At 42.8% G+C, this 25383-nt stretch carries 21 protein-coding genes and 1 tRNA gene; 13 read left to right on the top strand and 9 right to left on the bottom strand.

Annotation, left to right across the window (positions count from 1 at the left end):
• Positions 1–117 precede the first annotated feature (117 nt).
• The gene (locus DBR43_RS21410) at positions 118–546 is read left to right on the top strand and encodes a VOC family protein (protein WP_233603137.1); all 429 of its coding nucleotides are present in this window, start codon (positions 118–120) and stop codon (positions 544–546) included.
• Here the strand turns inward: DBR43_RS21410 and DBR43_RS21405 are convergent.
• Both DBR43_RS21405 and DBR43_RS21400 read right to left on the bottom strand, forming a co-directional pair.
• The gene (locus DBR43_RS21405; RefSeq protein WP_124584513.1) at positions 543–1265 is read right to left on the bottom strand and encodes a siderophore-interacting protein; all 723 of its coding nucleotides are present in this window, start codon (positions 1263–1265) and stop codon (positions 543–545) included. The two genes, DBR43_RS21410 and DBR43_RS21405, sit on opposite strands and share 4 nt — an antisense overlap.
• A gap of 46 nt (positions 1266–1311) precedes the next feature.
• On the bottom strand, positions 1312–1743 hold the full coding sequence (locus DBR43_RS21400; RefSeq protein ID WP_124584511.1) for a DoxX family membrane protein: 432 nt from the start codon (positions 1741–1743) through the stop codon (positions 1312–1314).
• A gap of 133 nt (positions 1744–1876) precedes the next feature.
• Here DBR43_RS21400 and DBR43_RS21395 point away from each other — a divergent pair, with 133 nt between their 5' ends.
• Entirely contained in the window at positions 1877–2395 is a 519-nt protein-coding gene (locus DBR43_RS21395) for a GNAT family N-acetyltransferase (RefSeq protein ID WP_124584509.1), read from the top strand.
• A 3-nt stretch (positions 2396–2398) separates the two neighbouring features.
• Here DBR43_RS21395 and DBR43_RS21390 read toward each other — a convergent pair whose 3' ends face one another.
• Complete coding sequence (locus DBR43_RS21390; protein ID WP_124584507.1) at positions 2399–3469, bottom strand: serine hydrolase domain-containing protein; 1071 nt, start codon at positions 3467–3469, stop codon at positions 2399–2401.
• Between the two features lie 2 nt (positions 3470–3471).
• On the bottom strand, positions 3472–5100 hold the full coding sequence (locus DBR43_RS21385; RefSeq protein ID WP_124584505.1) for a dihydroxyacetone kinase subunit DhaK: 1629 nt from the start codon (positions 5098–5100) through the stop codon (positions 3472–3474).
• Positions 5101–5322: 222 nt separating this feature from the next.
• On the opposite strand from DBR43_RS21385, the gene DBR43_RS21380 reads away from it, so the two are divergent.
• Positions 5323–6294, top strand: coding sequence for a glycosyltransferase (locus DBR43_RS21380; RefSeq protein WP_158622571.1), 972 nt, complete (start codon positions 5323–5325; stop codon positions 6292–6294).
• Here the strand turns inward: DBR43_RS21380 and DBR43_RS21375 are convergent.
• Complete coding sequence (locus DBR43_RS21375) at positions 6280–8655, bottom strand: ABC transporter permease (protein WP_124584500.1); 2376 nt, start codon at positions 8653–8655, stop codon at positions 6280–6282. The genes DBR43_RS21380 and DBR43_RS21375 overlap by 15 nt on opposite strands.
• 289 nt (positions 8656–8944) lie before the next feature.
• Positions 8945–11416 (bottom strand): YfhO family protein, encoded by a 2472-nt coding sequence (locus tag DBR43_RS21370; protein ID WP_124584498.1) that lies wholly within the window; start codon positions 11414–11416, stop codon positions 8945–8947.
• Positions 11417–11564: 148 nt separating this feature from the next.
• Between DBR43_RS21370 and DBR43_RS21365 the strand changes: the two genes are divergently transcribed.
• From DBR43_RS21365 to DBR43_RS21350, 4 genes are all read left to right on the top strand, one after another.
• Positions 11565–12128 (top strand): Crp/Fnr family transcriptional regulator, encoded by a 564-nt coding sequence (locus tag DBR43_RS21365; RefSeq protein WP_124584496.1) that lies wholly within the window; start codon positions 11565–11567, stop codon positions 12126–12128.
• A gap of 115 nt (positions 12129–12243) precedes the next feature.
• Positions 12244–12681, top strand: coding sequence for an SRPBCC domain-containing protein (locus DBR43_RS21360; RefSeq protein WP_124584494.1), 438 nt, complete (start codon positions 12244–12246; stop codon positions 12679–12681).
• Positions 12682–12831: 150 nt separating this feature from the next.
• Entirely contained in the window at positions 12832–13128 is a 297-nt protein-coding gene (locus DBR43_RS21355; RefSeq protein WP_124584492.1) for a hypothetical protein, read from the top strand.
• Between the two features lie 80 nt (positions 13129–13208).
• Positions 13209–13706, top strand: coding sequence for a DUF1772 domain-containing protein (locus DBR43_RS21350; RefSeq protein ID WP_124584489.1), 498 nt, complete (start codon positions 13209–13211; stop codon positions 13704–13706).
• A gap of 39 nt (positions 13707–13745) precedes the next feature.
• Here the strand turns inward: DBR43_RS21350 and ccsA are convergent, their stop codons facing one another.
• On the bottom strand, positions 13746–17096 hold the full coding sequence (ccsA, locus tag DBR43_RS21345; protein ID WP_233603136.1) for a cytochrome c biogenesis protein: 3351 nt from the start codon (positions 17094–17096) through the stop codon (positions 13746–13748).
• A gap of 209 nt (positions 17097–17305) precedes the next feature.
• On the opposite strand from ccsA, the gene DBR43_RS21340 reads away from it, so the two are divergent.
• The 5 genes from DBR43_RS21340 (at position 17306) to mgtE (ending at position 21061) form a co-directional block, all read left to right on the top strand.
• Positions 17306–17377: transfer RNA gene (locus tag DBR43_RS21340), tRNA-Arg, on the top strand.
• 182 nt (positions 17378–17559) lie between these two features.
• Positions 17560–18222, top strand: coding sequence for a hypothetical protein (locus tag DBR43_RS21335; protein WP_124584487.1), 663 nt, complete (start codon positions 17560–17562; stop codon positions 18220–18222).
• Between the two features lie 73 nt (positions 18223–18295).
• Positions 18296–18793 (top strand): transcriptional regulator, encoded by a 498-nt coding sequence (locus tag DBR43_RS21330; RefSeq protein ID WP_124584485.1) that lies wholly within the window; start codon positions 18296–18298, stop codon positions 18791–18793.
• Between the two features lies 1 nt (position 18794).
• Positions 18795–19442 (top strand): nucleotidyl transferase AbiEii/AbiGii toxin family protein, encoded by a 648-nt coding sequence (locus tag DBR43_RS21325; RefSeq protein ID WP_233603134.1) that lies wholly within the window; start codon positions 18795–18797, stop codon positions 19440–19442.
• Positions 19443–19687: 245 nt separating this feature from the next.
• Positions 19688–21061: a magnesium transporter gene (gene mgtE / locus DBR43_RS21320; RefSeq protein ID WP_124584483.1), complete on the top strand. Its 1374-nt coding sequence runs from the start codon at positions 19688–19690 to the stop codon at positions 21059–21061.
• A 61-nt stretch (positions 21062–21122) separates the two neighbouring features.
• Here mgtE and ychF read toward each other — a convergent pair whose 3' ends face one another.
• On the bottom strand, positions 21123–22217 hold the full coding sequence (gene ychF, locus DBR43_RS21315; RefSeq protein WP_124584481.1) for a redox-regulated ATPase YchF: 1095 nt from the start codon (positions 22215–22217) through the stop codon (positions 21123–21125).
• 101 nt (positions 22218–22318) lie between these two features.
• Between ychF and DBR43_RS21310 the strand changes: the two genes are divergently transcribed.
• Positions 22319–22789 carry a hypothetical protein gene (locus DBR43_RS21310; protein ID WP_124584480.1) on the top strand — a complete coding sequence of 157 codons (471 nt, stop codon included), beginning with the start codon at positions 22319–22321 and terminating at the stop codon, positions 22787–22789.
• Positions 22790–22872: 83 nt separating this feature from the next.
• Here DBR43_RS21310 and DBR43_RS21305 read toward each other — a convergent pair whose 3' ends face one another.
• A complete protein-coding gene (locus DBR43_RS21305; protein WP_124584478.1) occupies positions 22873–25290 on the bottom strand; it encodes an outer membrane beta-barrel family protein in 2418 nt (805 codons plus the stop codon).
• Positions 25291–25383 lie beyond the last annotated feature (93 nt).

Genomic DNA, 25383 nt, shown 5'->3' with positions numbered 1-25383 from the left:
ATTTGATATCAAATATATCGTGTTTTATTGTCGTAAACAACCCCTTTAATTGTCGTTTTCACACAAGATGTTTTTTGCCACTTCCTGTTAAGTTTGAACCGGTAATTTATTTTAATCATGATGACATCTATCTACTCCTATCTCACTTTTGCAGGCAATTGCAGGGAGGCGATGACTTTCTACCAGTCCTGCCTGGGTGGAGAACTGAGCTTTCAAACCATTGGAACATCGCCGCTATCAGAAAAGATGCCGGAAGAGATGAAAGGTTATATTTTACATGCTACACTGACCAATGGACTGATCAGGATTATGGCCTCAGATATGGTGGGAAGCGAAGGCCTGCTGAAGGGAAATGCCGTTTCCATGATGCTCAATTGCAGTACGGAAGCTGAAGTCCGCAGTTGCTATGAACGTCTTGCAGTGGGAGGTACAGCGACCCATCCTTTGGAAAATAGTTTCTGGGGAGCTTTGTTTGGCGACCTGAAGGACCGGTATGGAAACAATTGGTTGCTGCATTTTGATCAGCGTCAGCAACAGACGGGCTAAAGGCCTTTTTTTCCCTGCAGCCAATAGGGTTTCATCCTGATTTGTGCACCTGGAACTCCGGTGGAGACCAGGATGCGGCGCAGATTTTTTATGGTATTGGCATTGCCGCTCAGGAAGTAAGCCGTAGCAGAATCGGCCGTGTGGAGGTGCTGCCGAAGCCATTCTTCCTGGATTCTTCCCGGAAATGAGGGGATGGTTTGCAGGGGAATGGCCTTCATGCCAATCTTTTCCGGCCAGCCCATCGCTTCGGCTTCACATTCGATGAGGCAATGGATATTGGTTACTCCCCCCGGCAGTTGCTGTTGCATGCCATAGAAAGTGCTCAATGTTGTTTCATCACCCATCATGACAATTTGCGAACTGTTGTCCGGGATGATAAATTTTCCACCGGGACCAATCAGGAGGAGCTCGTCATTTACTTTCAATTCGGATGCCCATGAGCTTCCGGGACCTTTACCATGAAGGTAGAACAAGACATCGGTATATCCTTTTTCTTTGTTCCAGTACATAGGGGTATAGTGCCGGTATTCGGTATCGGTAACCCTGAACTCCACTTCCTGTGCGGGTTTCCATTCGATGCTTTTGAGTGCATCGCCCTGGTACCTTATTCTTTTTAGCTTAGGGGCATAATATTCAACTTCAGTAATCACGGTTTGTTTGTAAGCTGCTTTAAACGTTTTTTCTGAAAAATCAGCTAACCATTTGGGCATTCTGGGCATATCAAATTATTTAATGAGTTCTGACAGAGGTATTTTATTCCGGGGCTTAGATCCAGGTATTTTGTGGCTTAAAAAAGGTGTTTGTCAATGAGCGGAAATGCAATAAAATGAGGTAAAGATTAAGGGCCAGTACCAGTGCATCGAAGATCAGGAACTCTTCAGCATGAGAGATGAATACATGACAGCAAAACATGCCGATAGAGATGGGAAGCAGCCATACCGCTCCGAAAAGATAGGTCCTTTTAAACAGGAGGAACAATCCGCCAAGGAATTGCGCGATGCCAATGATCCAGATGTATCCGCTTTTTTCCCAGATCAGGTAGAAGTTGATGAAGTCCTGGCCGAGCTTGAAATCAATATATTCCTGTACATTGATTTTGGTATAGAGTTTTTCCAGTCCGTGAGGAATATAAACGTAAGCCAGTAAGGCCCTTACGATATAAGTGAAGATGGTAATGATGCGGGTTCTTGTTTCCATGAATTCATTATGCGATTTTTGTAAAAGTACAGGGAGCAGGATCAGCCCTGTTTATCAATTCAGGATTTATATTTACTAAATCAGGAGTTTTTGCCTTATACCCTTTATCCTTTACATAAATTGTCATTACTTGATGAATACCCGATTTAAAAAGGTCGAAGCCTCAGATGTTGCGCTGTTGCAGGAGATCAGCAGAAAAACCTTTCTGGAAACTTATGCTGCACAGAATACGGCAGAGAACATGCAGCATTATCTTGATAAAGACTTTGGTCTGGAAAGTTTACTGGCCCAAATCAATAACCCCGATTCCGGATTCCATCTGGTATGGCTCGGGGATCAGCCTGCCGGTTATTTAAAAGTAAATACCGGGTTGTCGCAAACGGAACCAAATATGGAGCAGGGTTTGGAGATCGAGAGGATTTATGTGTTGCAGGAGTTTCAGGGGATGAAAATCGGACAGCTTCTTTTTGAACACAGCATCGCAATTGCCAGAAAAGCGGGTAAAGCCTACATCTGGCTTGGCGTATGGGAAGAAAACGGGAAGGCAATCGCTTTTTATCAAAAAAATGGGTTTGTTCAATTCGGTACCCATGTTTTTAAATTGGGAGGAGATGAACAAACCGATTTTCTGATGAAGCTTGATTTGAAATAGGCGCTATTTGGTTTTGGCTTCGAAAGCGGGAAGAATGTACTGAACCATAAGGTCGAAAGCCCTTTTTGCTTTCGCATTGCCATAATAGCCCTGGTTAAACAGGACTACAAGGTCCAGCTTTTTTGAGATGAACATAAATTGTCCGCCGTTACCGGAGGCAAACAGGACTTCTTCCTCCAGGCTTTTGGTTTTAAGCTTTTCCCGGTACCAGTAACTGCCATAAAAAGTGGGCTGCGGAATTCCGGTTTTGCTTTTGCTATATTTCATGTTGGAGAAATCAGGAATGGGAATGTCGCAGACGGTTGATTTTTTTATCCATTCTTTAGAAATGACCTGTTTCCCTTTCCATTTTCCCTGGTCACGGACCATTTGCCCGATCTTTATCATATCAACAGGGCGGATAAAAAAGGAACCCGCAGTATTGGGATTTCCGGCAGCATCAAGTGTCCACCGGTATTTGCTGATTTGCAGGGGGGCAAAGAGGTATTTTTTTGCGAAATCTGTGACCGACATTTTAGTGGCTTTCCGGATAATTCCCCCAATGATGACGGGCTCAATAGAAGTGTAAGACCATACTGTTCCCGCCGGGTGTTTCATCGGAACCTCCAGGGAAAACTTTACCCAGTCTCTGGTCAGTTCCATCTGTTCTTCGCAATCTTTTGTGCCATTGAATTCTTCACAATCAAAGCCTGCCCGCATGTCCAGCAATTGCTGAATCGTGATGTCTTTTTTTAAGGGATCATTTTTCAAGGCAGGGTATTCCGGGAAGAAATCCAGCATCTTTTGTGAGGTACTTTTGATGAATCCCTTGTCGATCGCAATGCCCATCAATAAGCTTGCGATGGATTTAAAAGAAGAACGGGTATCGTGGAGCGAATCCCGGGCATATCCGTTGAAATATTGTTCATACAGCAGGTCCTTACCTTTGACAATTAAGATGCTGTGAACCCCGCTAAAGGCGGGATGTTTTACCGAGTCTGTCAGCTGTGATAAAAGGTCTTTACTTTTTACCTGTGCAAAAGATTTAAATGTGCCTGATATCAATAAGGCGAAAACGATCAGTTTAACTTTCATGTTTAATTTTGTAAGGCAATCTTTTCAAAGACCCTGGCGATCACTTCGGCTCCGGGATCCGGGACATTTCTCAACACTTCTTCAGAAAGGTAGGAGGAACGGCCGAATTTGGTATTGATAATGCTCTTGGTATGTTCCGCGCCTTCACGCGCATATTGAGCGGCAAGTTTCGTTGTTTCTCCATTGGCAAGCGATTCAAAAGCAGGTTGTAGGGCATCTATCATGGTACGGTCGCCGGTTTGTGCACCACCATAATCCTTTACTTTTTGCAATCCTTCCAGGAGTGATTTTCCCAGTTCGGGAGATTTGGTGTAAGCCGTTCCGGCAGCAGTAAATAAGATGGACAATAAGACACCGCTGGACCCTCCGGCTTCTCTGGCCAGAATCCTGCCAATACTGAGCAGTAACTTTCCGGTATCATTGAGCGGAAGTTTGTCGATCACGCTCAGCAATCTTCTGCCGGTGAGTGCAAAGGTGGATCCTGCATCTCCATCGCCGACTTTGGCATCCAGGGCATTGATTTCCTTTTCAACAGAAACCAGCAGCTGCGCCACTTCGCTGATCAACTGATACACCTGATCATTGGCTGAAGCTGAGTAGGGTATGGTTTCCGGAAGTTTTGGACTGCTGACTTCAGCAGGTTTTTTAAAGGCTTGTACCTGCCAGGCAACGGGCTCCGCTTCTGCCAGTAAAGCTTTTTCTATTGCCGGATTTAGCAATAAAACGGATACAGAAAAACCACTCATATTGATCGAAGACATCAGGGCTGCCGGGCCAATCATGTAATCTATTTTTGCGGCCAGTTTTGTTTTGCGGAAGGAGTTGACCAGCAGGCTCATTTCAATTGGGCTTACGCTTCCCATATTGTTGAAAATCATGGCATAACGGCCATTTGTGTCTGGTAAATTTGCTTCGAGTTTTCCAATGGCCAGGGCCATTAGATGATCTGCTTTAGCATAAGGAATCACTTCGATGCCGGGTTCACCATGGATTCCCAGTCCAAGTTCTACCTGGTTGTCATTTAACCGGGAACTGGTTTCCTGCCCTAAGTGCTGGCATTCTGTTAAAGAAAGGCCTATAGAAGCGGTCTGGTCAATCACCTGTTGGGCAATAGCAGCGATTTCTTCCAGAGATTTTCCTTCTTCAGCAAGCTGTCCGGCAATTTTATGGACAAACAGGGTTCCTGCAAGGCCTCTTTTTTTTACTTCTTTACCGAGTGCAATATCGTCATCTACGGTAACAGTTTTAACTTCATATCCCAGTGCACGTGCCTGTTCTGCTGCCAGACCGAAATTGAGGCGGTCGCCGGTATAGTTCTTTATAATTAGCAGACAACCTTTTGGTCCGGTAGCGGCAAGGATGGCAGACAATACCGCATCCACTGTCGGGGAAGCAAAGATATCTCCGCATACGGCTGCGGTTAACATGCCTTTGCCAACAAAGCCTGCATGCGCAGGTTCGTGTCCGGAGCCACCACCAGAGATGATGGCCACTTTTGATTTATCCCAGCCTTTGCGGATCACCACCCTTACTTCAGGAAAGGAGTCCAGTCTGGCTAATTTCGGATTGGTTAATAATCCTTCTATCGCTTCGTTTACAATCTGATCAGTTTCATTTATGAAGAATTTCATGCTTTATTTTTTTTCTCAAGATAGGTATTTGGTGTACTTTCCTGGGGTTTTTTGAAAAAATATGACTTTTTATGAAAAAAACTCGGCGCTTAATTCGGCGCTCTTTAAAATTAGCTTAGTTTTGCGGCCCATTAAATACCTGCCGATACTTCCCAGATGCTAAAAAAGCTACAGAAAATTATAAGAAACTTTAAAAATAAACCCGCTAACGATTACGAATCTATGCCAGAGACAGGCGGAAGTATTCAGAACTGGCGACACCTTAAAGAGCTGCAGCTTTATAAAGACAACGATTATGCACTGACAAGTCTTGAAAATGGATTTGACCTGGATGCCTCAGGATTTACGCCGCAGAAAAAAGAGGCAGAGAAGACAATTTATCATTGCTACTGGTTTGGAGCTATAGGACGCAAACAGGCATTCTCTATCAAATCGTTCCTGTGTACCCAGGACCTGAGTAAGTGCCGGGTCATCCTTTGGCTTGATCAGGATAATGGATTTGAAAATCATGAGCAGAATCCGCTGTTAAAAGCAATTCTGCCTTTAATCGAAGTCCGGTCTTATGATCCGTTTCTGGAAATGAAAGAGACGCCATGGAAAAATAACAAGAACCTGGTGACGGAGTCCGAAAATTTAGCAAAACGGTCAGATGGATTCCGGTTTTTAGTGCTGTTTAAATATGGCGGGGTATACTTTGATCTGGACGTGATGTTCCTTAAAGATTTCGGGAGTCTTCGTGATTCGGAATTTTGCTATGCATGGGAATCACAACCTTTTGCCAACAGTGCTTTACTGAGGCTGAACCGTCAGAGTTTAATTTCTACCTATATCCTGCATAAGAGCATCGCAAAACATACCGTCTTGCCCTGGGTAATTTTGAATTATTCGGATGCACTGCTGAAAGACTTATATGTTTTTCCCTGTGCTTTTTTTGACCCGGTATGGCAGGGAGAAGGACTGGAGAACAGTCCGCTTGAGGATTTCCCGGACTTCTTCAAACCTTTTGACCGGAAGTTTATCAATAAATTCGATATAGATTCTTACAAGAAATTTTTTACAGGATGTTATGCTTACCATTGGCATAACCAATGGAAAGCAGAAGAGGTCGAGAATTCATTTTTTGGGATCTTTGAAAATGAATTTAATGAGCAGCTGATGATCCCTTCAGCCGCTCCGGAATTACTCGTATTTTAAGGCATCTATCGCATTGGCTTTCGCTACTTTGAAGGTCTGCAAACTCACGGTTAATACTGAAATAAAGAGAGAGAGCAGCGCTGCAATGAGGAAAGGCCAGATGGCGATGTCTATTTTGTAGTCATATTTACTGAGCCAGTTTTTTGCAAAGATATAGGCCAGGGGAAAGGCAATCATATTAGAGAAAATCACGAGCTTGATAAAGTCTTTATTCAGCAGGATCAGGATGTTTTTCAAATCGGCACCAAGTACTTTTCTGATGCTGATTTCCTTGTTTCGCTGTTCGGCCATATATAAAGCAAGACCTAAGAGCCCCAGGCAGGAGATCAGAATGGCAAATCCACCGAAAATATTAGATAGGGCGCTGAGGAGTTTCTCATTTCGGAGTTGCTCTTCCATTCCCTGACTAATGAATTTTAGTTCTGCCGGGTATGCCGGGTTCAGGCGGTTGCTGATGGTCCTGATGAGCTGTGCAGATTTATTCAGGGGTTGCGAAGGATTCAGTCTCAACAACAAGATCTGGCTTTTTGCAGGGTTAAAATAAAATAAGGTGGGCTTTGGTTTCCGTCCGATAGCTTCATTGGAATAATCTTTTACCACGCCAATGACCGTTAGCGCCGGGCTATCTCCCCAGTTAATGCGTGTACCCACCGGATTTTTAAGCCCCATTGTTTTTACCGCCTGTTCATTGAGCATCACAGAGGTGGAGGTATCTGCCACAAATTCAGGGCTGAAGTCCCTGCCGGCAACAAGTCCGCCGCCTATGGTACTGGTGAATTCGTAACCTGTACTTCTGTAATCGATGACAGAATTGTCGTTCGCCGCTTTTCCAGGCCAGCTGATGGCTCCGGTGATGCTTCCTCCTTCAGTAAAAGTAGAGGCAAATTCGGTTGCGGATACAATCGCGCCGGCTTTCTTTAATTCTGTTTTAAAAAGATCAAGCTTCCCTGGTTTGGACCATTCTCCTTCAATGTCCACTTGTGCTAAGCTATCACGCTCAAATCCAAGTGGTTTGTTTTTCATGAACTGGATCTGGGTATAGATGACAATTGCACAGATGATCATGCAGACCGAAAGGCTAAACTGTACGATCACCAGGACTTTCCGGATCGACATGGAAGATCCTCCGTTTCCTTTAGAACCCTTCAAAACTTTTGTCGGACTGAAAGAAGATAAATAGAAAGCAGGATAGCTGCCTGCAAGAAGTCCGGTAATCGAAACCATGGCAACCAATGTAGCCCAGAACAGATAGGAATGGTAATTGATCTGAATCTGTATGTTCAGCAGGTTGTTGAAATAAGGAAGGAAAATTTCTAAAAGTACAAAAGCGATCAGCATGGCTGCGAAAGACAAAAGCAGGGATTCCAGGATAAACTGTCCCATCAGGTTGAACCTTGAGGAGCCCATCGCTTTGCGGATTCCCACTTCACGGGCACGTTTTTCAGAACGGGCAGTAGAGAGGTTCATGTAATTGATGCTGGCAATCAGTAATACACAAAAGGCAAGAAAAGCAAAGAGTTTAACCTGGTCTATTCTTCCGCCCGTTGCTTTTCCATTCTCGAATTCATCGTAAAGATGGTATTTGGAATAGGGAAAGAGAAAGGCTTCAAGGTCTGTCTCTTTGTCCTTTGAGTAAATCAGTTTTCTTACCGCAGCATCTGCAGCGGCAAAAGTCTTTTTGTCCTTTAGTTTGATAATGGTGATACAGGTGATGCTTCCCCATCCATTTTCTTTTTCCGAAGGGTTTTCCTGCTCAAAAAGGGCCCAGGTTTGAAGGATGTCAAACTGAATACTTTGATTTTTTGGAAGGTCTTTGATAACTGCTGCAACTTTTAATGGTTTACGATTATCCCACATCACGCTTTGTCCGATAGGATTCTCATTTCCAAAAAGCCTTTTTGCCGTTGAAGAGGTCAGGAGGATGGAATTTGGATCTTTTAAAGCAGAATTCGCATCTCCATAAATAAACTGATAGTCAAATATTTTTAAAAAAGCAGGATCAACGGTAAGCCCTTTCAATTTGAAATTGTTTTGCTTATGGCTAAAGAGCTTGTCTGGCGTTGCCATTGCAATCCTGGCGGCGTTTTCAATGCCGGGGATGGTCTGTAGAGCAGTGGCTGCAAGTTTATTGGGGGTGGCTACTGTGGTATTGAGTTTTCCGTTGATTTTTAGGTTAAGCCTGGTGAAATAGGTTCTGTCGACATCCGCAAACTGTTTGTCGTAACTCCATTCATAGCCCACATATAGCAGTAACATCAGGGCGCAGGCCAGCCCAACGGCCAGGCCGCCTACGTTTATTAAAGTAAATCCCTTACTTCTCCAAAGGTTTCTTAATGCAATTTTTAAGTTTATTCTGAACATGTGGTGTCTTTTTTTCTGGGTTTTGCGAATTGTATGCCATCTTTGTTTTCTGGTTTAATAACTTAATCTATTTGCTCTTAAAGCCGTTTATTGCAATTTGCCTGTTCGGAAACGGACAGTTCGGGTGTACATAAACGCACATCCTGCTTAAAATATGCTGATGCCTTCTTGACTGCATGCTCAGCTGGTATTCGCATAAAACCTGTCATTGACTACCACCCCTTGTTTTAAAGAAATGCAATGCAGGGATGCGCTTTCCCTATGCGGTGGTATTGCCCCCTGAATTTTTTCAGGCCAATGGTTTTGGCCTGATGATATTAAGTACAAGTGCAGTAATTAAGGAGCCGACCAGCAGGATAGAGGAAAGCAGGGAAATCCGTTCCCCCCAATAGTAAGATTTTGGTTCGAATTTAAAGACCAGTTCATGTTTTCCTGCGGGCAATACCGCTGCCCTTAAAATATAATTCGCCCTAAAGTAGGGGATTTCCTGTTGATCCACATAAGCTTTCCAGCCTTTGCTGTACCAGATCTCTGCAAAGATGGCCATCGCCGCTTTATCGGTTTGGTAGCGGTATACTAAATTGTCCGGATGGTAACTGATCAGTTTGATTTCGGACTGCGGATCGAAGCCCGGCTTTTGCTGGTCAACCTGCGGTTGAAAGTCCTGATGAATAAAAGCATCTTTCTTAGGATCGAAATTACTGATTGCGTCCATTTCCTCTTCTGCATTTTTGACAAAATTTACCTGAGGAACAAACCAGGCATTGCCACTGGCAGTAGGCCTTTGGATGGCTTTTTCTGAGATGCCCCTTGCCGTGTCTGGAACAATCAGGTACTTCGTGTTGAGCATATCCAGGATCGGCTCATTTATGGTTTTGTTGAATTGCCTGTCCAGCATTTCCTGATATCGCTGGAGTCTGGCAGAATGACGGCCGGCGATGGATTTATGAAAAATTGAAGGTGTCGCATCGCCAAGCGGATTGCCACGGGAAAGGTCAAACACCCGGTAATCTAAACTCTTATCGGTTTTGATCAGTTTGTCTACAGACCTCGGGTCAAAGTGTGAAGCCATCAGGTCTGCATCGATGAAACTGCGGTCGTTCAGGTACCTTTTATCAATTCCCCAGACATCAATGAGGATGATCAGGGTAAGGACCATAAAACCAATCTGCTGACTGATTTTCTTTTTTAAAATTAACCAGATTAATCCAGCTGCAATCAATACAAAAGCAAGGGACCTGAAGGCATCTGCCCTGGCTACTGAAATGCGGTCTTTGATCAGTGCATTTCCTATTTCATTTGCAAAGGCCGGACTGCCGGTGATCTCGTTGAGCTTTTGAATGAGCTGTGGATGAGCAGAAGAACTAAAGCTAAAAAAAAGGGTGGGGATGAGCAGGAACAAGACTAAAAAGCCAGCCACGATATAGATAGATTTCAATAGGTTTTTTTGTGTCTTTTGCAGCTCTTCCTCTCCCTCAGTCGCTTTTTTTACAGCCAGGAAACCCAGGATAGGGATCAGCAGACAGGGAATGATCAGGGTAAACTCTACCGAACGGAATTTATTGTAAAGCGGGACATAGTCGAAGAACAGATCGGAAATCAGTGGAAAATGCTTGCCAAAAGATAAAAACATAAACAGAAAGGAAGCGGATAAAACCCACCATTTCATTCTGTCGTTCAGCATGAACAGACCGAAAACACCTAAAAAGCAGACGATGGCACCAATGTACCATGGTCCGGAAGTGGTAGATTTCTCCCCCCAATAGCTGGGCAGTTGCTTGACAAAATCTTCAGCACGATCTTCAGGCTGTCCGTTTTTGATCAGGGTTTTTACAACTTCAGATCCTTTAACGGGAAGTTGTGTGGAGGTGGAACCACCATAGGCATCCGGAATCAGAAAAGTGATCATTTCCCCTACACCCTGACTCCAGTAATAGGCATATTCTTTATCAAGACCATCTTGTATGGGCTGATTTGCTTTGCTGAGGTTGGCTTTTCCACGGATAGATTCTTTTCCATATTCGTAGGTAGTCCATAAGGTTCCTGCATTTACCCCGATGGCAACAATTGCTGCGGCTGCCAGATAGGAAATGGATTTGAAAAAGCTTTGCGTAGTTTTTGACTGAATGGCATGATAGAGTTCAAAGCCGATCAGGATCAGTATGGCGATGAAGAGGTAGTAAGTCATCTGGATGTGATTTGCCCTGATTTCTACAGCCAGGAAAAGGGCAGTCAGGGATGCGCCAAGCAAATGTTTTCCTCTTAATGTGAGGATGATTCCGGCAAGGATGGGTGCAAAAAAAGCGATGGCAAATGCCTGGTTCGCATGCCCGGCCTGAATCAGGATGAAGTTAAAGGAAGAGAATGCAAAGGCAATTGCCGCTCCTGCGGCGAGCCAGGGCCTGAGGCCTAAAACAGAAAATAGGAGATAAGCACCTGCTAAATACAAAAAGACCGTGTCTACCGGATTCGGGAAGACGGTTTTGAAAAAGTTAACCACATAACTGCTGACATTGGATGGGTATTGAACCCAGATCTGGAAAGCAGGCATTCCACCAAACATGGAGTTGGTCCATAACGGCCCTTTACCAGTCTCCGCTTTTACCTCCATGATCTCTTTTGACATGGCTTGCGCTTCTATCACATCTCCCTGATAAAGGACTTTATCTTGTAGTACAGGGCTGAGGTAGATCAAACTGATGGCGAGAAAAAGGAAAAGAATGAGCAGGTGAAGGTAGTTTCTTTGTAGCCAGGTTTTCATAATTGGTGTCCTTTGGTTTCTTTTTTATTGCCGCAATAATACAAAAATTAAAAGCGCTGTTTCTATAGAGATATTTGCTGATCCTTTTTCGCAGGGATATATTTGTATTTTATGAACCCTGGATCTAACCCATTGACAGACGATAATTATGACAGAGCTTGAACAGTATGTAAATTCTTATTTCGGCGTGGCGGAAGCAGGGGAACTGGCAGAGATCAGTTCTTTGTTCAAACCGGAAATGATAAAAAAGGGCGATTATTTTCTGTTGACCGGGAAAGCTGCCGATAGGTTAAGCTTTATACAAACCGGTATTTTAAGGGTTTTTGTAGAGACGGCAAATAAGGAGGTGACGCAATGGATTTCTACGAAAGGATCTTTCATAACTGACCTCTCCGGATTCATCTTTGAAAAGCCTGCCCGCTGGACAATTCAGGCATTGACAGATACCGTGTTGTTTACCATAAAAAGAGAAGATTACAAAAAGATCGGGGTTTTGATGCCCAAATGGCATGAACTGGAAAAATTGTTCATTGCCCGGTGTTTTATCACTATAGAGGACCGGATTTTTACCCATCTTTCTATGACTGCCGAAGAAAGGTATGCGCTGTTTTTTGAGCAGAATAAAAGTCTTTTTAATGAGGTTCCATTGCAATACATTGCTTCTATGCTGGGGATGACACCGGAAACACTGAGCCGGATCAGGAAAAAATAAATGTTCTTGATTTTTGTCAAGTGGAAGCTGATGCTTCCTGCTGACCTTTGTCCTGTTCGCAGCGCAGGAAATTCAGCTCCTGTTTGCCAACAGTTTACTTTATGAAATTCTAAAGATGACAAAGGAAATTAAAACAGAAATCTTAATCAATGCAAGGCCGGAAAGTGTATGGGCAATCTTAACTGCATTTGATCAGTACCCGGACTGGAACCCTTTTATCAAGTCAATTAAGGGCGATGGTACTGTTGGTAATCGGCTGGTGGTAAGGATTGAGCCACCGGAAGCAAAAAGCATGACTTTTAAACCAAGGGTTCTGGCATTCGAAGCCAATAAGGAATTTCGGTGGATTGGGAATTTGCTGTTCTCCGGGCTTTTCGATGGAGAGCATAAATTTGAGTTGATTGACCATGGAAATGGAACCACGACTTTGATTCAAAGCGAGCATTTCAAAGGGATCCTGGTTTCACTTTTCGCCAAACAGCTGGACAACAATACCAGGAGAGGGTTTATGGAAATGAATGCGAAGTTGAAAGAACTGGCAGAAAGGAACTGATGGTTTTAACTACCCGGTCCTGAGCTCCTGTTAAAGTATGTTAAATCAATCCTGGAAATTCTGTTTTTTAGTTATTCCCGAATATTTTTGGGAAACACATACAATATGAACCTGACAAGGTTCCATTTTACAATTAAAAACAGGAAACAAATGAGATGGACTTTTTTAATGGCAGGACTGGTTGTTTTTGCATGGGGATGTAAAAAGGATAGTTCAGACGATAATACCGTTTATAACTGGAAACGTGACCTTTACCGGGGCGCAATTACAAAGGAAGGACCTGCACTGGTGGGTTCTACAGATATGGTGATTGCCCCTAATTCCGTCTACGTAAGCACTGATTTCGTTGCTTTAACAGAAAGTCAGAAGAACAAACAAAAGGATAGTATTTACAGGGCGAGTGGACGAATGTTCGCTTACAAATACGAGAAAGTGCAGACTAAGTAGTCGAGGCAATTTGCCCTTGGTCGGTTTTGTTCTATTTTATCTTCAGGAAGATGATTAACTTCAGTTAAAGATAAAATGAAATGGCTGATTTAATATTCCTCCTGACCGCAACATTAACCGCCCTCACGGGAGGGTTTTTCTATGCCTTTTCCTGTGCAGTAAATCCAGGTTTGGCCAGGCTGTCTGATGGAGGCTATTTGGCCGCCATGCAGTCTATCAATAAGGAAATACAAAACCTTTTGTTTCTGAGCAGTTTTATGGGAACACTGTTGCTCCTGCCGCTGAGTACCTGGCTTGAGTTCAGGGTAGGGATAACGGATAGCTTTTGGTTATTGCTGGCCACAACATTTGTTTATACGATCGCTGTATTCGGGTTAACCATGTTTGGGAATGTGCCCCTAAATGAGGCCCTCGACCGGTTCAACTTATCATCAGCTTCTGCCAAAGATATGGCCATACAAAGAGAAAAATTTGAGATCCCATGGAACAGGTTTCACCGCATTCGTACGGTCGCTTCGGTTTTGACGGTGATGCTGGTGATTGCCGCATTGGTTTACCGGAGCAGGACCTCTGGCTAAAAGAAACGCCTATGCAGGTTTTGCATAGGCGCTAAGTTATTATTTGCTGACCTTTTTGGTATTCCTGGCCTGGTATCGTTTATAAGACACCACGGCTAAAAGGAAGACTACCGCCATGGTGATGTATACCCATGATGGGATCGGAACAGGATCACCCTGTGCATAAGAGTGCAGACCTGTCAGGTAATAATTTACACCGAAATAGGTCATAATGATCGTAGAAAAACTCAGCAATGAAAGCAGGTTGAACAGGTACTTGCTCTTTAATTTTGGGATCAGACGCACGTGCATGACAAAGGCATAAACGATTACCGATATGAAAGCCCATGTTTCTTTAGGGTCCCAGCTCCAGTAGCGTCCCCAGCTTTCATTGGCCCAGATTCCTCCTAAAAAGGTACCTATGGTTAGCAGGAACAATCCTACCGTCAGCGACATCTCATTTACAATCGTAAGCTCTGTTACCGAGGCTTTTACTTTGGCGCTGATCTTTTTGCTGTCGATGATGTAAAGCACCAGTACAACCATGCCCAGGAGCGCGCTGAGGCCAAAGAAGCCATAGCTGGAGGTGATGATGGCTACGTGAATCATCAGCCAGTAAGATTTAAGTACCGGAACCAATGGGGTTATCTGCGGGTTCATTTGTGATCCTCCATGAGCAAATCCCATTAGAATCACCGCGATAAGACATCCGGCAGCAGGGATAAAGGCATTGCTGTTTCTGTACATCAGCAAACCGGATAAGACACCAATCCAGCTGATAAATAAAACGGCTTCATAACCGTTACTCCATGGTTCATGTCCGGAAATGTACCATCTTGCGCCCAGGCCTACTGCCTGAAGTAGGGCGGCAACACTGATCAGGATTAAGGTGAAAGTCACCAGCCTGTCCAGCATTTTGGAAGATTTAAAGAGTTTGAAAAATGCCAGTGTCAGGATTACTGTTCCTAATAAAGCATAAGTGATCATAAGGTTCAGGAAGATGTTCCAGGAGTTGTAACTCACTTCCCAGTTGATCTTTGACTGAGAGGGCACCACATCTTTTCCGAATTTAAGCTGGATGTCTTTAATGACATTTAAGGCAATATTTGCACCGTCCCAGTTTCCGGATTGTTCTGCCGTTTTAATGCTCTTCACATAAGGATCCAATGCGCTGGATACGATCGCTTTGTTGGAAGGATCGGTAGGGGGCATGGCAATCCAGGTATTATTGGTGTCGCCGGCAATAGGGAAAATCCGCAGGTACTGACCATCGATCAGTTGTTGCATCGCCTGCAGTTTATCATTAAGGTCTATGACATCCTTATCGTAACCGCCTTGTTCGGCAGGTTTCTTCGCAAATGATTTTAAGTATTGGTCTTTCAACACAAACTGTAAGGCTCCTTCCGGACTGATGCTCAGTAAATTGATCATTGAAGTATAGCCCTCTTCGTTTGCCTTCACTGCTTTAAGCAGTTCCGGACCGCCTTTAGTCCCTACTTTAATCAAAGGAACATTCATCCAGATAAAAGGAGAGGTAGAAACAGAAAGGAAGAACTGGTTTGCACTGAGGTTATAGAAACGGTCCTTGCGGTGTAATTTTCTCAGGATTTCCAGGGCCATGGTATTGATAGGCTCAATCCGTCCGTCTATATTTTGCACCAGCAGGTATCCGAAGCTATCTGCATGGGCTTTGTCAATTTTAATGGAAGCAGCAAATTCCTGTGCATTTGCATTTTTGGCGGATAAAAGCTGTTGTACATCCGCCATGTAATCTTTATCATGGACATGTTGTGCCGCCTGATCAGCAGGGCTGGCAGGGCCATGGTCATGACCATCACCTTCTGTATGTACGTGATCATGTTCTGCCTGGGGCATCCCGGCAGCTGGCATAGGTGTTTTTCCATCCTTACCATGCATGTCTATCTTCTGGTCTGTTTGCTGACTGAAAGCGGCACCCAGAGGCAGGAACAACAGCAATAAGATCAGGGTCTTGGATTTAGAAATGGTCTTCAACTGCTCATTTAATTTAGAGAAATGTGTTCCCTTCCAGAATAAAGTCACAAACATACCAAGGAAAAGCAGGGTATAACCGATGTAAGTCACGTTTGTGCCCCAGTAATCATGATTCACAGAAAGTACGGTTCCTTTTTCGTCATCATCGAAACTCGCCTGAAAGAAGCGGTATCCGGAATGGTCTAAAACATGGTTCATAAAGATTTTATAAGGGCGTTCGCCACTTTCTTCCTGAATCATGACATCGGAAGAATAGGCAGCAGGACTGTTACTTCCCGGGTATTTTTCCATTTTAAAGTCAACCAGCTTAAGCGTAAAAGGAGATTTATATATTTTTGATCCGTAGGCTAAAGAAACTCTCAGTCCGCCGATCTCACTTTGATGCTGGAAATTGGTCATGCCTTTTCCGCCGTAAAAAGAAACGGTATCTTTTGCATTTGAAGTGGTGATTTCCAGTTTTACCAGGTCCGGATCGTGTTCATGATTCTTCTTATCCCCTTCAAAATACGTGATCCGTCCGGGGATCGGTCCTTCCGGAACCACAAATGCCAAAGCACCAATGGTGTACAGACTTCTTAAATTGAAAGCCTGCGGCGCAGTATTTCCTTCTACGGTTTTCTTTTCCTGCGTAGCCATCACCATATAATTTCCCGGATAGGGAGAGGTGATTTGCAGGGCGCCGTTGGCATCCTCAATGTTAATGGTACCCGGAGTTGGTTTATTGTAACTCACCAGCATGTTCTGCATCAGCTGAACGCTTCCTGAGGGAATGTATTTGTTCACTCTTTTTCCATTTTCCAGGACCACCAGGTGTAGGGTAGGCCTGCCTGAAGCTTCACGAACCAGGGAGTCCTGAGCCCTTGCATAAAAGTCAATGACCTTCATCTTTACCCGTTCTCCGTTGTAGTCGTATTCGGCTTTAAAGGTTTTTTTAAATGGTTTAAGATAGGTAGGGATGTTATTTGAGATTAAAATAGCCGGAACATCATCATAGGCCAGTGCCTGATCGTCTTTTCCGATCTGTACTTTGAAAAAAGTAGCATCTGAAATGATTTCATTACTCGCTTCACCTTCGCGGATGTGCATAGATCCTTCAAAACTGATGTACCTGGTAATGTATCCGCCAATAAAGATGACGATAAACGCAAGGTGAAAGACCAATAGCGGCCATTTTTTACGTTGTGTAAGTTGATACCTTCCAATATTTCCGATGAAGTTAAGCACCAGGATCACCATGATGAGTTCAAACCACCAGCAGTTATAAATCAATGCTTTGGCTACGGCTGTTCCATAATCGTTTTCTACAAATGTGGCCATGGCCATGGAAAAAGCATATAACAACAGCATGGCACCCATTGTACGGGTGGAGAAGAGTATTTTTCCTAAACTTTTAATCATTCTTATTTTTCTTATTCATTTTCAGCACCCGGCAGAAAGGTTAAAGTTGCGAGGCGATGGATTTTCCCTAAACTTCGGCAAAGATGGTTTTGATAGGGCAGAAAAATAAGAGGATCTGAATTTATGGCAAAAATAAGACGAAACTACGATGCCAATATCCATTTTGTAATCCGAAATAGTTTCTTAGATTTGCAATCTTGAAAATCCATGCATTCGTAGTTCAATGGATAGAATGTCAGATTCCGGTTCTGATGATGGGGGTTCGAATCCCTTCGAGTGCACACTGATAGAGTTAGTTCTTAAATTAGAACTAACTTTTTTTTTGCCATAGCTTCTGCCTCCACTTTTATTTCTTTTCGATGATTTGCAAACAGGTAGTTTCGTTCAATAAATTTGATTGTTCAGGTTACATGAACACATGTGTTATGAAAGATGAAGGGCCAACAGCATAAATATGCTTCCAATGAAAATAGAGTTAATTCCAGTAATCGAAATCGGATATCATAACCAGAACATAAAGAGTCCTGATCAATCTCCTTATTGGAGAAACTTTGAAGTCTGGGATAAATATAATGATGACTGTTATAAAAAGGCGGGTTTTAAGGATAGGCTTATAGCATACCTTCCTGGTTCATCATTTTACCGGTTGAAGGACATTAGCGATAACAATTTGATTAAGCTCACGAAAGATCACACCGAAGAAATGAGAAACGGGAAATATGCAAGAGAACAGGCAAGCCCGTTTTTTGGTGGCTATGTTTTACATATTGATGGACAAGATAAATATTTCCCTCAATGTTGTAGTGACTTAAGTGTCATTCAATATTGGGAAGGCCTGCTTACAGATGATAAACCTTTTTTCTATCAGGGACATCCGGAGCCCGGTATAAGTTATATCACCGATAAAATAATCTTTGATTTTACTGTTGAGGAGTTTGGAGAATATTTTGTTCCACCTCCGCCTGTAGTTCAGATAGAATTTGAAAGAGCTGAACTTAAAGAAGCAATACAACGAGTAAGAACAGAATTGAAAATATTCGCAAACAGGATCATTAAAATAAACATTGATGAGGGCCTAAACATCGACGATATTGACAAGTTGTTGATTTGGGGCCACGATGTATAATTCGATAGTATTATTAGTTTTAAAGCCTTCTGATAGCTAATTCATTTGTAAACAAATTTGTTTATATTTGTTTATGGAAATGTCATTGGAGAAATATAAGGGGATCCACCCCGGATTGATATTGGAACGTGAGCTTAAGAAAAGACAACTTAAGAAACGTCCGTTTGCACTTTCCTTGCCGGAGTATCCACAAACCATTAATGACATTACAAAGGGGAAACGTAATCTTACTCCTGAAGTGTCTTTAAAAATAGACCGTGCACTCGGTTTTGAAGAAGGAACGATGTATCTCCTTCAAGCTTATTACGCGATTAAAAATGAGCAACTTAAAGAACGGATTCAGCGGCATCCTGATTTGAGTCTTTTTCGTAAAGCCCTTTTTTGGGATACTGACATGCGCAAGCTCGATTGGGAGAAACAGTACAAGCCGATTATCAGAAGAATATTTGAACGGGGAGACTCGGGAGAAAAGCAAGTCATTCTGGATTTTTACGGTAATGATAAAGTAAATGAAGTTGTTGGAAATACCTCTGTTTCCGGAAGCCTAACGCTATTCGGCCAGAACAAATAGTATGGATATGCTTTATTGGAATACGGTCAGTGATGAATTAAAGGATGCTTTGCTCAAATTAATGCAAGCGAATGAATTTCTTGAATTCAGACTAGTTGGAGGCACGGCCTTAAGTCTCCATTTAGGACACAGGATTTCAATTGATATCGATCTGTTCACCGATGCTACTTACAGATCAATTGATTTTGATGCAATTGACAGTTATTTACAAAGTAATTTTAATTACGTTGTGGGTGATTTTGGAGGGAATCCAGGATTGGGAAAATCATATCTGATCGGTAGTAGTTCTGACGAAGCTATTAAGCTTGATGTTTATTATTCCATGGACCCGTTTTTTCAGGGTGCAATTGAGCAAGAGGGAATAAGAGTCGCTACAGTTGAAGAAATTATAGCAATGAAAATAGATGTTATTCAACGTGGCGGCCGCAAAAAAGACTTCTGGGATTTACATGAGCTGTTAGCAAGGTATAATATCAAAGCTATGATAGATTTACATAGGCAACGATATGAGTGGACGCATGATCCAAAACTCATTCTTGACAATTTTATAAACTTCCAGTCTGCTGATCAGGATTTTGATCCGATCTGTTTACGTGAAAAAGAGTGGGTGTTTATTAAAGAGGATATAGAACAGGCTGTCCTGTTTTAGAACTTATAGCCTTGGAAAATCCTAACGCAAGGTTCGCTATTTCCTCTTTATTTTCTATAAATCAAGGAATTAGATGAGCGAATCTCCCTGATTTTATTAGCGGGAATTATATTCCCCCATTAAGGCCGTTTTTCAAAAATAAAAAAGCACTTTTGCAAAAATGAAACCATGGCAGGAAAATGGCTTCATAAGGGGTAAAGAACAATTGTAATGGTGATGAAAATCATGTAAAAGAAAAGGCGTTTATGGAAGAAATGATTGTTGAAGAAATCGTAAAGCTCTTAGAGCAGGAAGACAATGCACAATTGAAGATATATTTGGACGACCTGAATATTTCGGATGTGGAGCATTTAATAGACGAGCTTCCCCAACATGCAGTCACATTTATTGATACATTGTCCATCAAAAGGGCCGTAAATGTTTTCAGAATCCTAGACTTTCCGACTCAGGAAAGAATCATTAAAAAACTTCCCGGAAATAAACTTGCAGAGCTGATTAACCTGCTGCCTCCCGATGACCGTACTTCCTTATTCAGCGAGCTGAAAGGCGACGCAGTGAAAAAGCTGATCATTCTGTTGCCTGCCAAAGACAGAGTCGAAGCACTCTCTTTGCTGGGTTATGAAGAAGACAGTGTGGGAAGGCTGATGACACCAGACTATGTAGCAGTTAAGAAAGACTGGACGGTTTCCCGCGTACTGGCGCACATCAGACGTTATGGTAAGAATTCGGAGACCATTGATGTCATCTATGTGATCGATAAAGACGGGGTGCTGCTGGACGACATCAGGATCAGGGAAATTCTCCTGGCAGATCCGGAGGCTAAAATCGGGGACCTGACAGATCAGCGTCTGATCGCCTTAAAAGCAAACGACCATCAGGAAGAAGCCATCAATATTTTCAGGATGAACAACCGGGTGGCATTACCCGTTGTGGATGATTATAATGTATTGCTTGGGATTGTAACCGTAGATGATATCCTATGGATTGCAAACGAAGAATATACAGAAGATATGCACAAAATAGGGGGTACCCAGGCATTGGATGAACCCTATTTAGATATGCCGATTTTCGGTTTGTTTAAACGAAGAATCGGTTGGCTGGTGGTGCTTTTCCTTGGAGAAATGTTAACCGCAACGGCCATGGGACATTTTGAAGCCGACATTGCAAAGGCGGTAATCCTGGCCATGTTTGTTCCGCTGATCATTTCCAGTGGAGGAAATAGTGGTTCACAGGCTTCAACCCTGATTATCCAGGCCATGGCGCTGGGAGAGATTACGGTAGGCGATTGGTGGAGGGTGATGCGGAGGGAACTCATTTCAGGGCTGATGCTCGGGATTGTGCTCGGCTCCATTGGTTTCCTCAGGATCTTCGTCTGGACTTTCTTTACCGATATGTACGGGCCGCACTGGGCGCTGATTGGCGTTACCGTTGGCATTGCCCTGGTTGGGGTGGTGCTATGGGGATCACTGGCAGGTTCTATGCTTCCCCTGATCTTAAAGAAACTCGGCGCTGACCCTGCAACCTCCTCTGCTCCTTTTGTAGCAACACTGGTTGACGTAACGGGTCTGATCATTTACTTCTCAGTTGCAGTGATGTTCCTGACGGGAGTGCTGCTCTAAAAAATAACTTAAAAAAGAAAGGCCGGATGATCATCCGGCCTTTCTTTTTTAATACGTGTAATTATACGTTGAAACGGAAGTGCATGATGTCTCCATCTTCCACTACATATGTTTTACCTTCGACACCTAATTTACCGGCATCTTTACAGGCAGCCTCTGAACCCAGGGTTACAAAGTCAATATATTTAATGACTTCCGCACGGATAAATCCTTTTTCAAAGTCAGTGTGGATTACACCAGCAGCTTGTGGGGCTGTGAATCCTTTAGTGATCGTCCATGCCCTTACTTCCTGAACACCTGCAGTGAAGTACGTGTAAAGGTCTAATAAACGGTAAGCAGCAACAATCAGCTTGTTCACACCAGACTCGGTAAGACCAAGGTCAGCTAAAAACTCCTGACGCTCTTCGTAGCTTTCCAGTTCAGCAATTTCTGATTCTATTTTCGCAGAGATCACCAATACTTCAGCGTTCTCATTTTTTACAGCTTCTTTAACGCGGTCTACATATGCATTTCCGTTGATCACAGAGTTTTCATCTACGTTACATACATACATTACCGGTTTTTGAGTCAATAAACCCAGGTCCTGAATGAATTCAAAATCTTCTGCTGCAACAGCTGCAGAACGGGCAGATTTACCTTCTTCAAGATGTGCTTTGATGACGCTTAAAATGTCGAAAGTTCTTTTGGCATCTTTATCAGTTTTTGCCATTTTCTCTACTTTCTGAATCCGTTTGGTAACGGTATCCAAATCTTTAAGCTGTAATTCAGTATCAATGATTTCTTTATCGCGAATCGGGTCAACAGAACCATCTACGTGGATCACATTTCCATCGTCAAAGCAACGCAATACATGGATCACGGCATTTGTAGCCCTGATATTACCCAAAAATTGGTTTCCTAAACCTTCCCCTTTGGAAGCCCCTTTTACCAAACCTGCAATATCCACAATCTCAATAGTATTGGGAACAATACGGTTGGGCTGTACCAGTTCGGCCAATTTAGTCAACCTGTCATCGGGTACAGTAATTACGCCGATATTAGGTTCGATTGTACAGAAAGGAAAGTTAGCCGCTTGAGCTTTTGCGTTCGATAAACAGTTAAATAAGGTGGATTTTCCAACATTTGGTAAACCAACTATACCACATTGTAATGCCATGAATGATATTTTTATAGTTTTGGCGCAAAGCTACCAATTTTTTAAAAATAATCTTTATGTTTAGGGTATCTAAAAAGTATTTAAAGATTAACACGATCCTTATGGAAGATTTCGAAGAAAAAGAACCCCTTGAAGCAGAAAATGAAACCCTTATAGTTACAGAAGACATCCGCAGCTATATTTATGAGACGGCTAAATGGGCTAAATTCTTATCCATTATCGGATTTATTTTTTGCGTACTGATCATCATATTCGCATTTTTTATGCCTTCAGTAATCTCTGCGATGACCATGATGGGCGGTCAGTCGCCTTTAACTCAGGTGGCTCCGGCAGCAATTACAATAACCTATTTATTCATTGCACTCATTTATTTTTACCCGAGTCTAATGTTGTTTAAATACGCTACCGCTGCACAAAAGGCAGTTTTGTTTCTGGATCAGCAGAATTTAGGTGTGGCGATGAGCAAAATGAAGTCGTTCTTTAAGTTCTGGGGAGTATTTACGATTGTTATCCTCAGTTTTTATATCGTTGGAATTTTATTCGCTGTGGTAGCGAGTATCGGGGTCAGCTAAGCAATTACCAAAGCTTTCCGATAAACAGGAACAGCCGGCAATAGCCGGCTGTTCCTGTTTTAAAACAATAGATTACCGGACGTTTAATTCTTAACCCTGCGTTCCTCATCGGCAGTGCCGGTACTTCTTGTCCTTGCATTTTTGACTTTCATGTTGCCAAATTTGTAATTCAAAGTCAGGTTGATCCTACGGCTTTCCCACTGGTTTTGCCAATAGGTATCCACATTGTTATAGCGAAGATTGGCCCTGAATTTATTCGTGTCAAAAATGTCAGTGATTTTTAAACTAACCGTTGCTTTTTTATTCATAAAGGTTTTTCTGGCCGAAACACCCATTCCATAATATTCCAGCGAGCGGTATAATCCGGAAACCGAAGGGGAGCCATAATAGAACGTATAAGTGAACTGGAGGTCTTTGGGAAGGGTAAAGGTCTGCTCAGTATTGACCGACCAGCTGAATTTATGAGTGTTATAGGCTCTGCCCTGTACCGCCGATTTTACATCGTCATAAGCAAAGGATATTTCGGTATTGTTGTTCCACCATTTCGTCAGGTCAAAAGGACTTCCGGTAGCGATGTAGAGGTTTTGTGCCCTGCCCAGGTTTTCATCCACGCTGATGCTTTCTTTGGTCTGGTTATTCTGATAAATTACCGGGGAAATCACATCTGTACTTTTAGCATAGCTCAGTGTAATTACCCTAAAACTTTTAATGTGGTAATTGAGTTCAATATTATTGGAAAATGAAGGCAGCAGGAGTGGATTTCCTTTTATAGCAGTATAAGGGTCAGAATAGATGGCAAATGGATTTAAATCTGAGTAGGATGGCCGGTTGATGCGGCGCGCATAACTTCCCTGAATCTGGTGGTTTTCATTGATCTTCCAGGAAGCGAAAAAAGTAGAGAAGAGTTGCCAGTATTTACGGTCTATCTTTTCCTGGGTACCGGAAGAAGCTCCTTTTCCAAGTGTTTGTTCTGCCCGCAATCCTGCTTTCAACTCCAGCTGCTTAAAGGATTGGCCGAAGGATAAATAAAGGGCATTGATGTTCTCCCGGTAAATAAATTGATTGGTGCGTTTGGGATCGTTTATCCAGTTGGATGTTTTTAGGGAATCGAAACTGACATCACTATTGGTTTTTACCCAGCTGCTTTTATATCCGGCTTCTGCTTTAAGTGTTTTGGAGAAGGGATGCACATAATCTATTTTAACGGCATAGATGTTCACATCACCAAATCCTTTGTTTCTCAGATTGACGATTTCTCCGATCCGGCTTCCGGCAGCGTCAAAATAACTGTTAAAATATTGCTCTGTTCTGGAATTGTCATAGTTGACCTGATCGAGATCAAAACCAAGTTCTCTGCCTGCAGTGTCTATTTTAAAACGATAGTTCAGGTTAATGGCATAATTCCCGGAGGTATTGTCCTGTGGGTTTTGAGAATACACACTCCCCATTTGTTGGTTTGCCGCATTGTAGTTAATGGAACGGCTCTCACTATTGGTCGTATAGGGAGCGGAAGAACCTTTCCATAATACACCAACCGTATGCCTGTCGTTGATATAATAATCGGCTCCTGCAGAATAGTCACTGCTTTTGGTAATCGGATGCCAGAAATTGCGTTGGTTGAATTGTTCATCTCCAATCTTGCGGTTCATGGTGAGCCGGTTAAAGGAATTGTAATAACCATAACTGAAGCGGGCATAGGTGCTGATTTTTCCAATGTTGTAGTTTATGGTGGTACCACCATATCCTTTTCCATATTCGCCATACCCTGCGCCGATATTTGCAGTTCCGTTAAAGCCTTGTAACTTATTTCTTTTTAACTTGATGTTGATGATTCCGGCAGATCCGGCAGCATCAAAAGAGGAAGGAGGGTTAGAAATCAGTTCCACTTTACTCATCACAGAGCCGGGTAAAGATTTCAGATAGGTACTCAGTTCCAGCCCCGACATATAGCTCATTTTGCCATCTATCATGACATTTACCCCGCTTTTGCCTTTGAGGATGATGTTGTCGTCTTTGTCGAGCTTAACACCGGGTGCTCTTTTTAACACATCCAATGCATTGTCTCCTGCCGTATTTATCTGTTCTACATTCAGAACCGTACGGTCTGCGAGTTGTTCAATTAAAGGTGTTTTAGCAATGATGCCTACTTCTTTTAAAGTCTTTACCGAACCCTTCAATTTCAGGGCAGGCAATACCATCGCGATGTTGCCAAGCTCAAAGGTTTTACTTTGGGTTCTTTCATAACCTACTGCAATCACTTTAACGAGGTAAGTTCCGGGTTTGATGTTTTCAAATGAAAACACTCCTTTTTCATTGCTCATGCCAAGGCCTGCTCTTGTGGAATCCGGCAATTGGATCAATGCAACGGATGCAAATTCTACGGCATTGCCATCTGTTGCGCTAAGAATGCTGCCGCTTAATTTTGAACTTTGGCTAAAGGCGTTGACTTTGATCAGCAATAAGAATAAGAAGGGTAGGTAGAGTTTTAAATGGTTACGCATGGTTGTTTGATTGTTTGATCAAATGGACTCAATATGCGCTGATTCTTAAATTAAATGATCCCAACCCCCTGAAGTATTATGCAAACCGTTTAA

The organism is Pedobacter sp. KBW06, assembly GCF_003852525.1.
Taxonomy (GTDB): Bacteria; Bacteroidota; Bacteroidia; order Sphingobacteriales; family Sphingobacteriaceae; genus Pedobacter.
The sequence above is the reverse complement of the archived record's forward strand: the minus strand, read 5'-3'. Positions and strand labels throughout refer to the sequence as shown.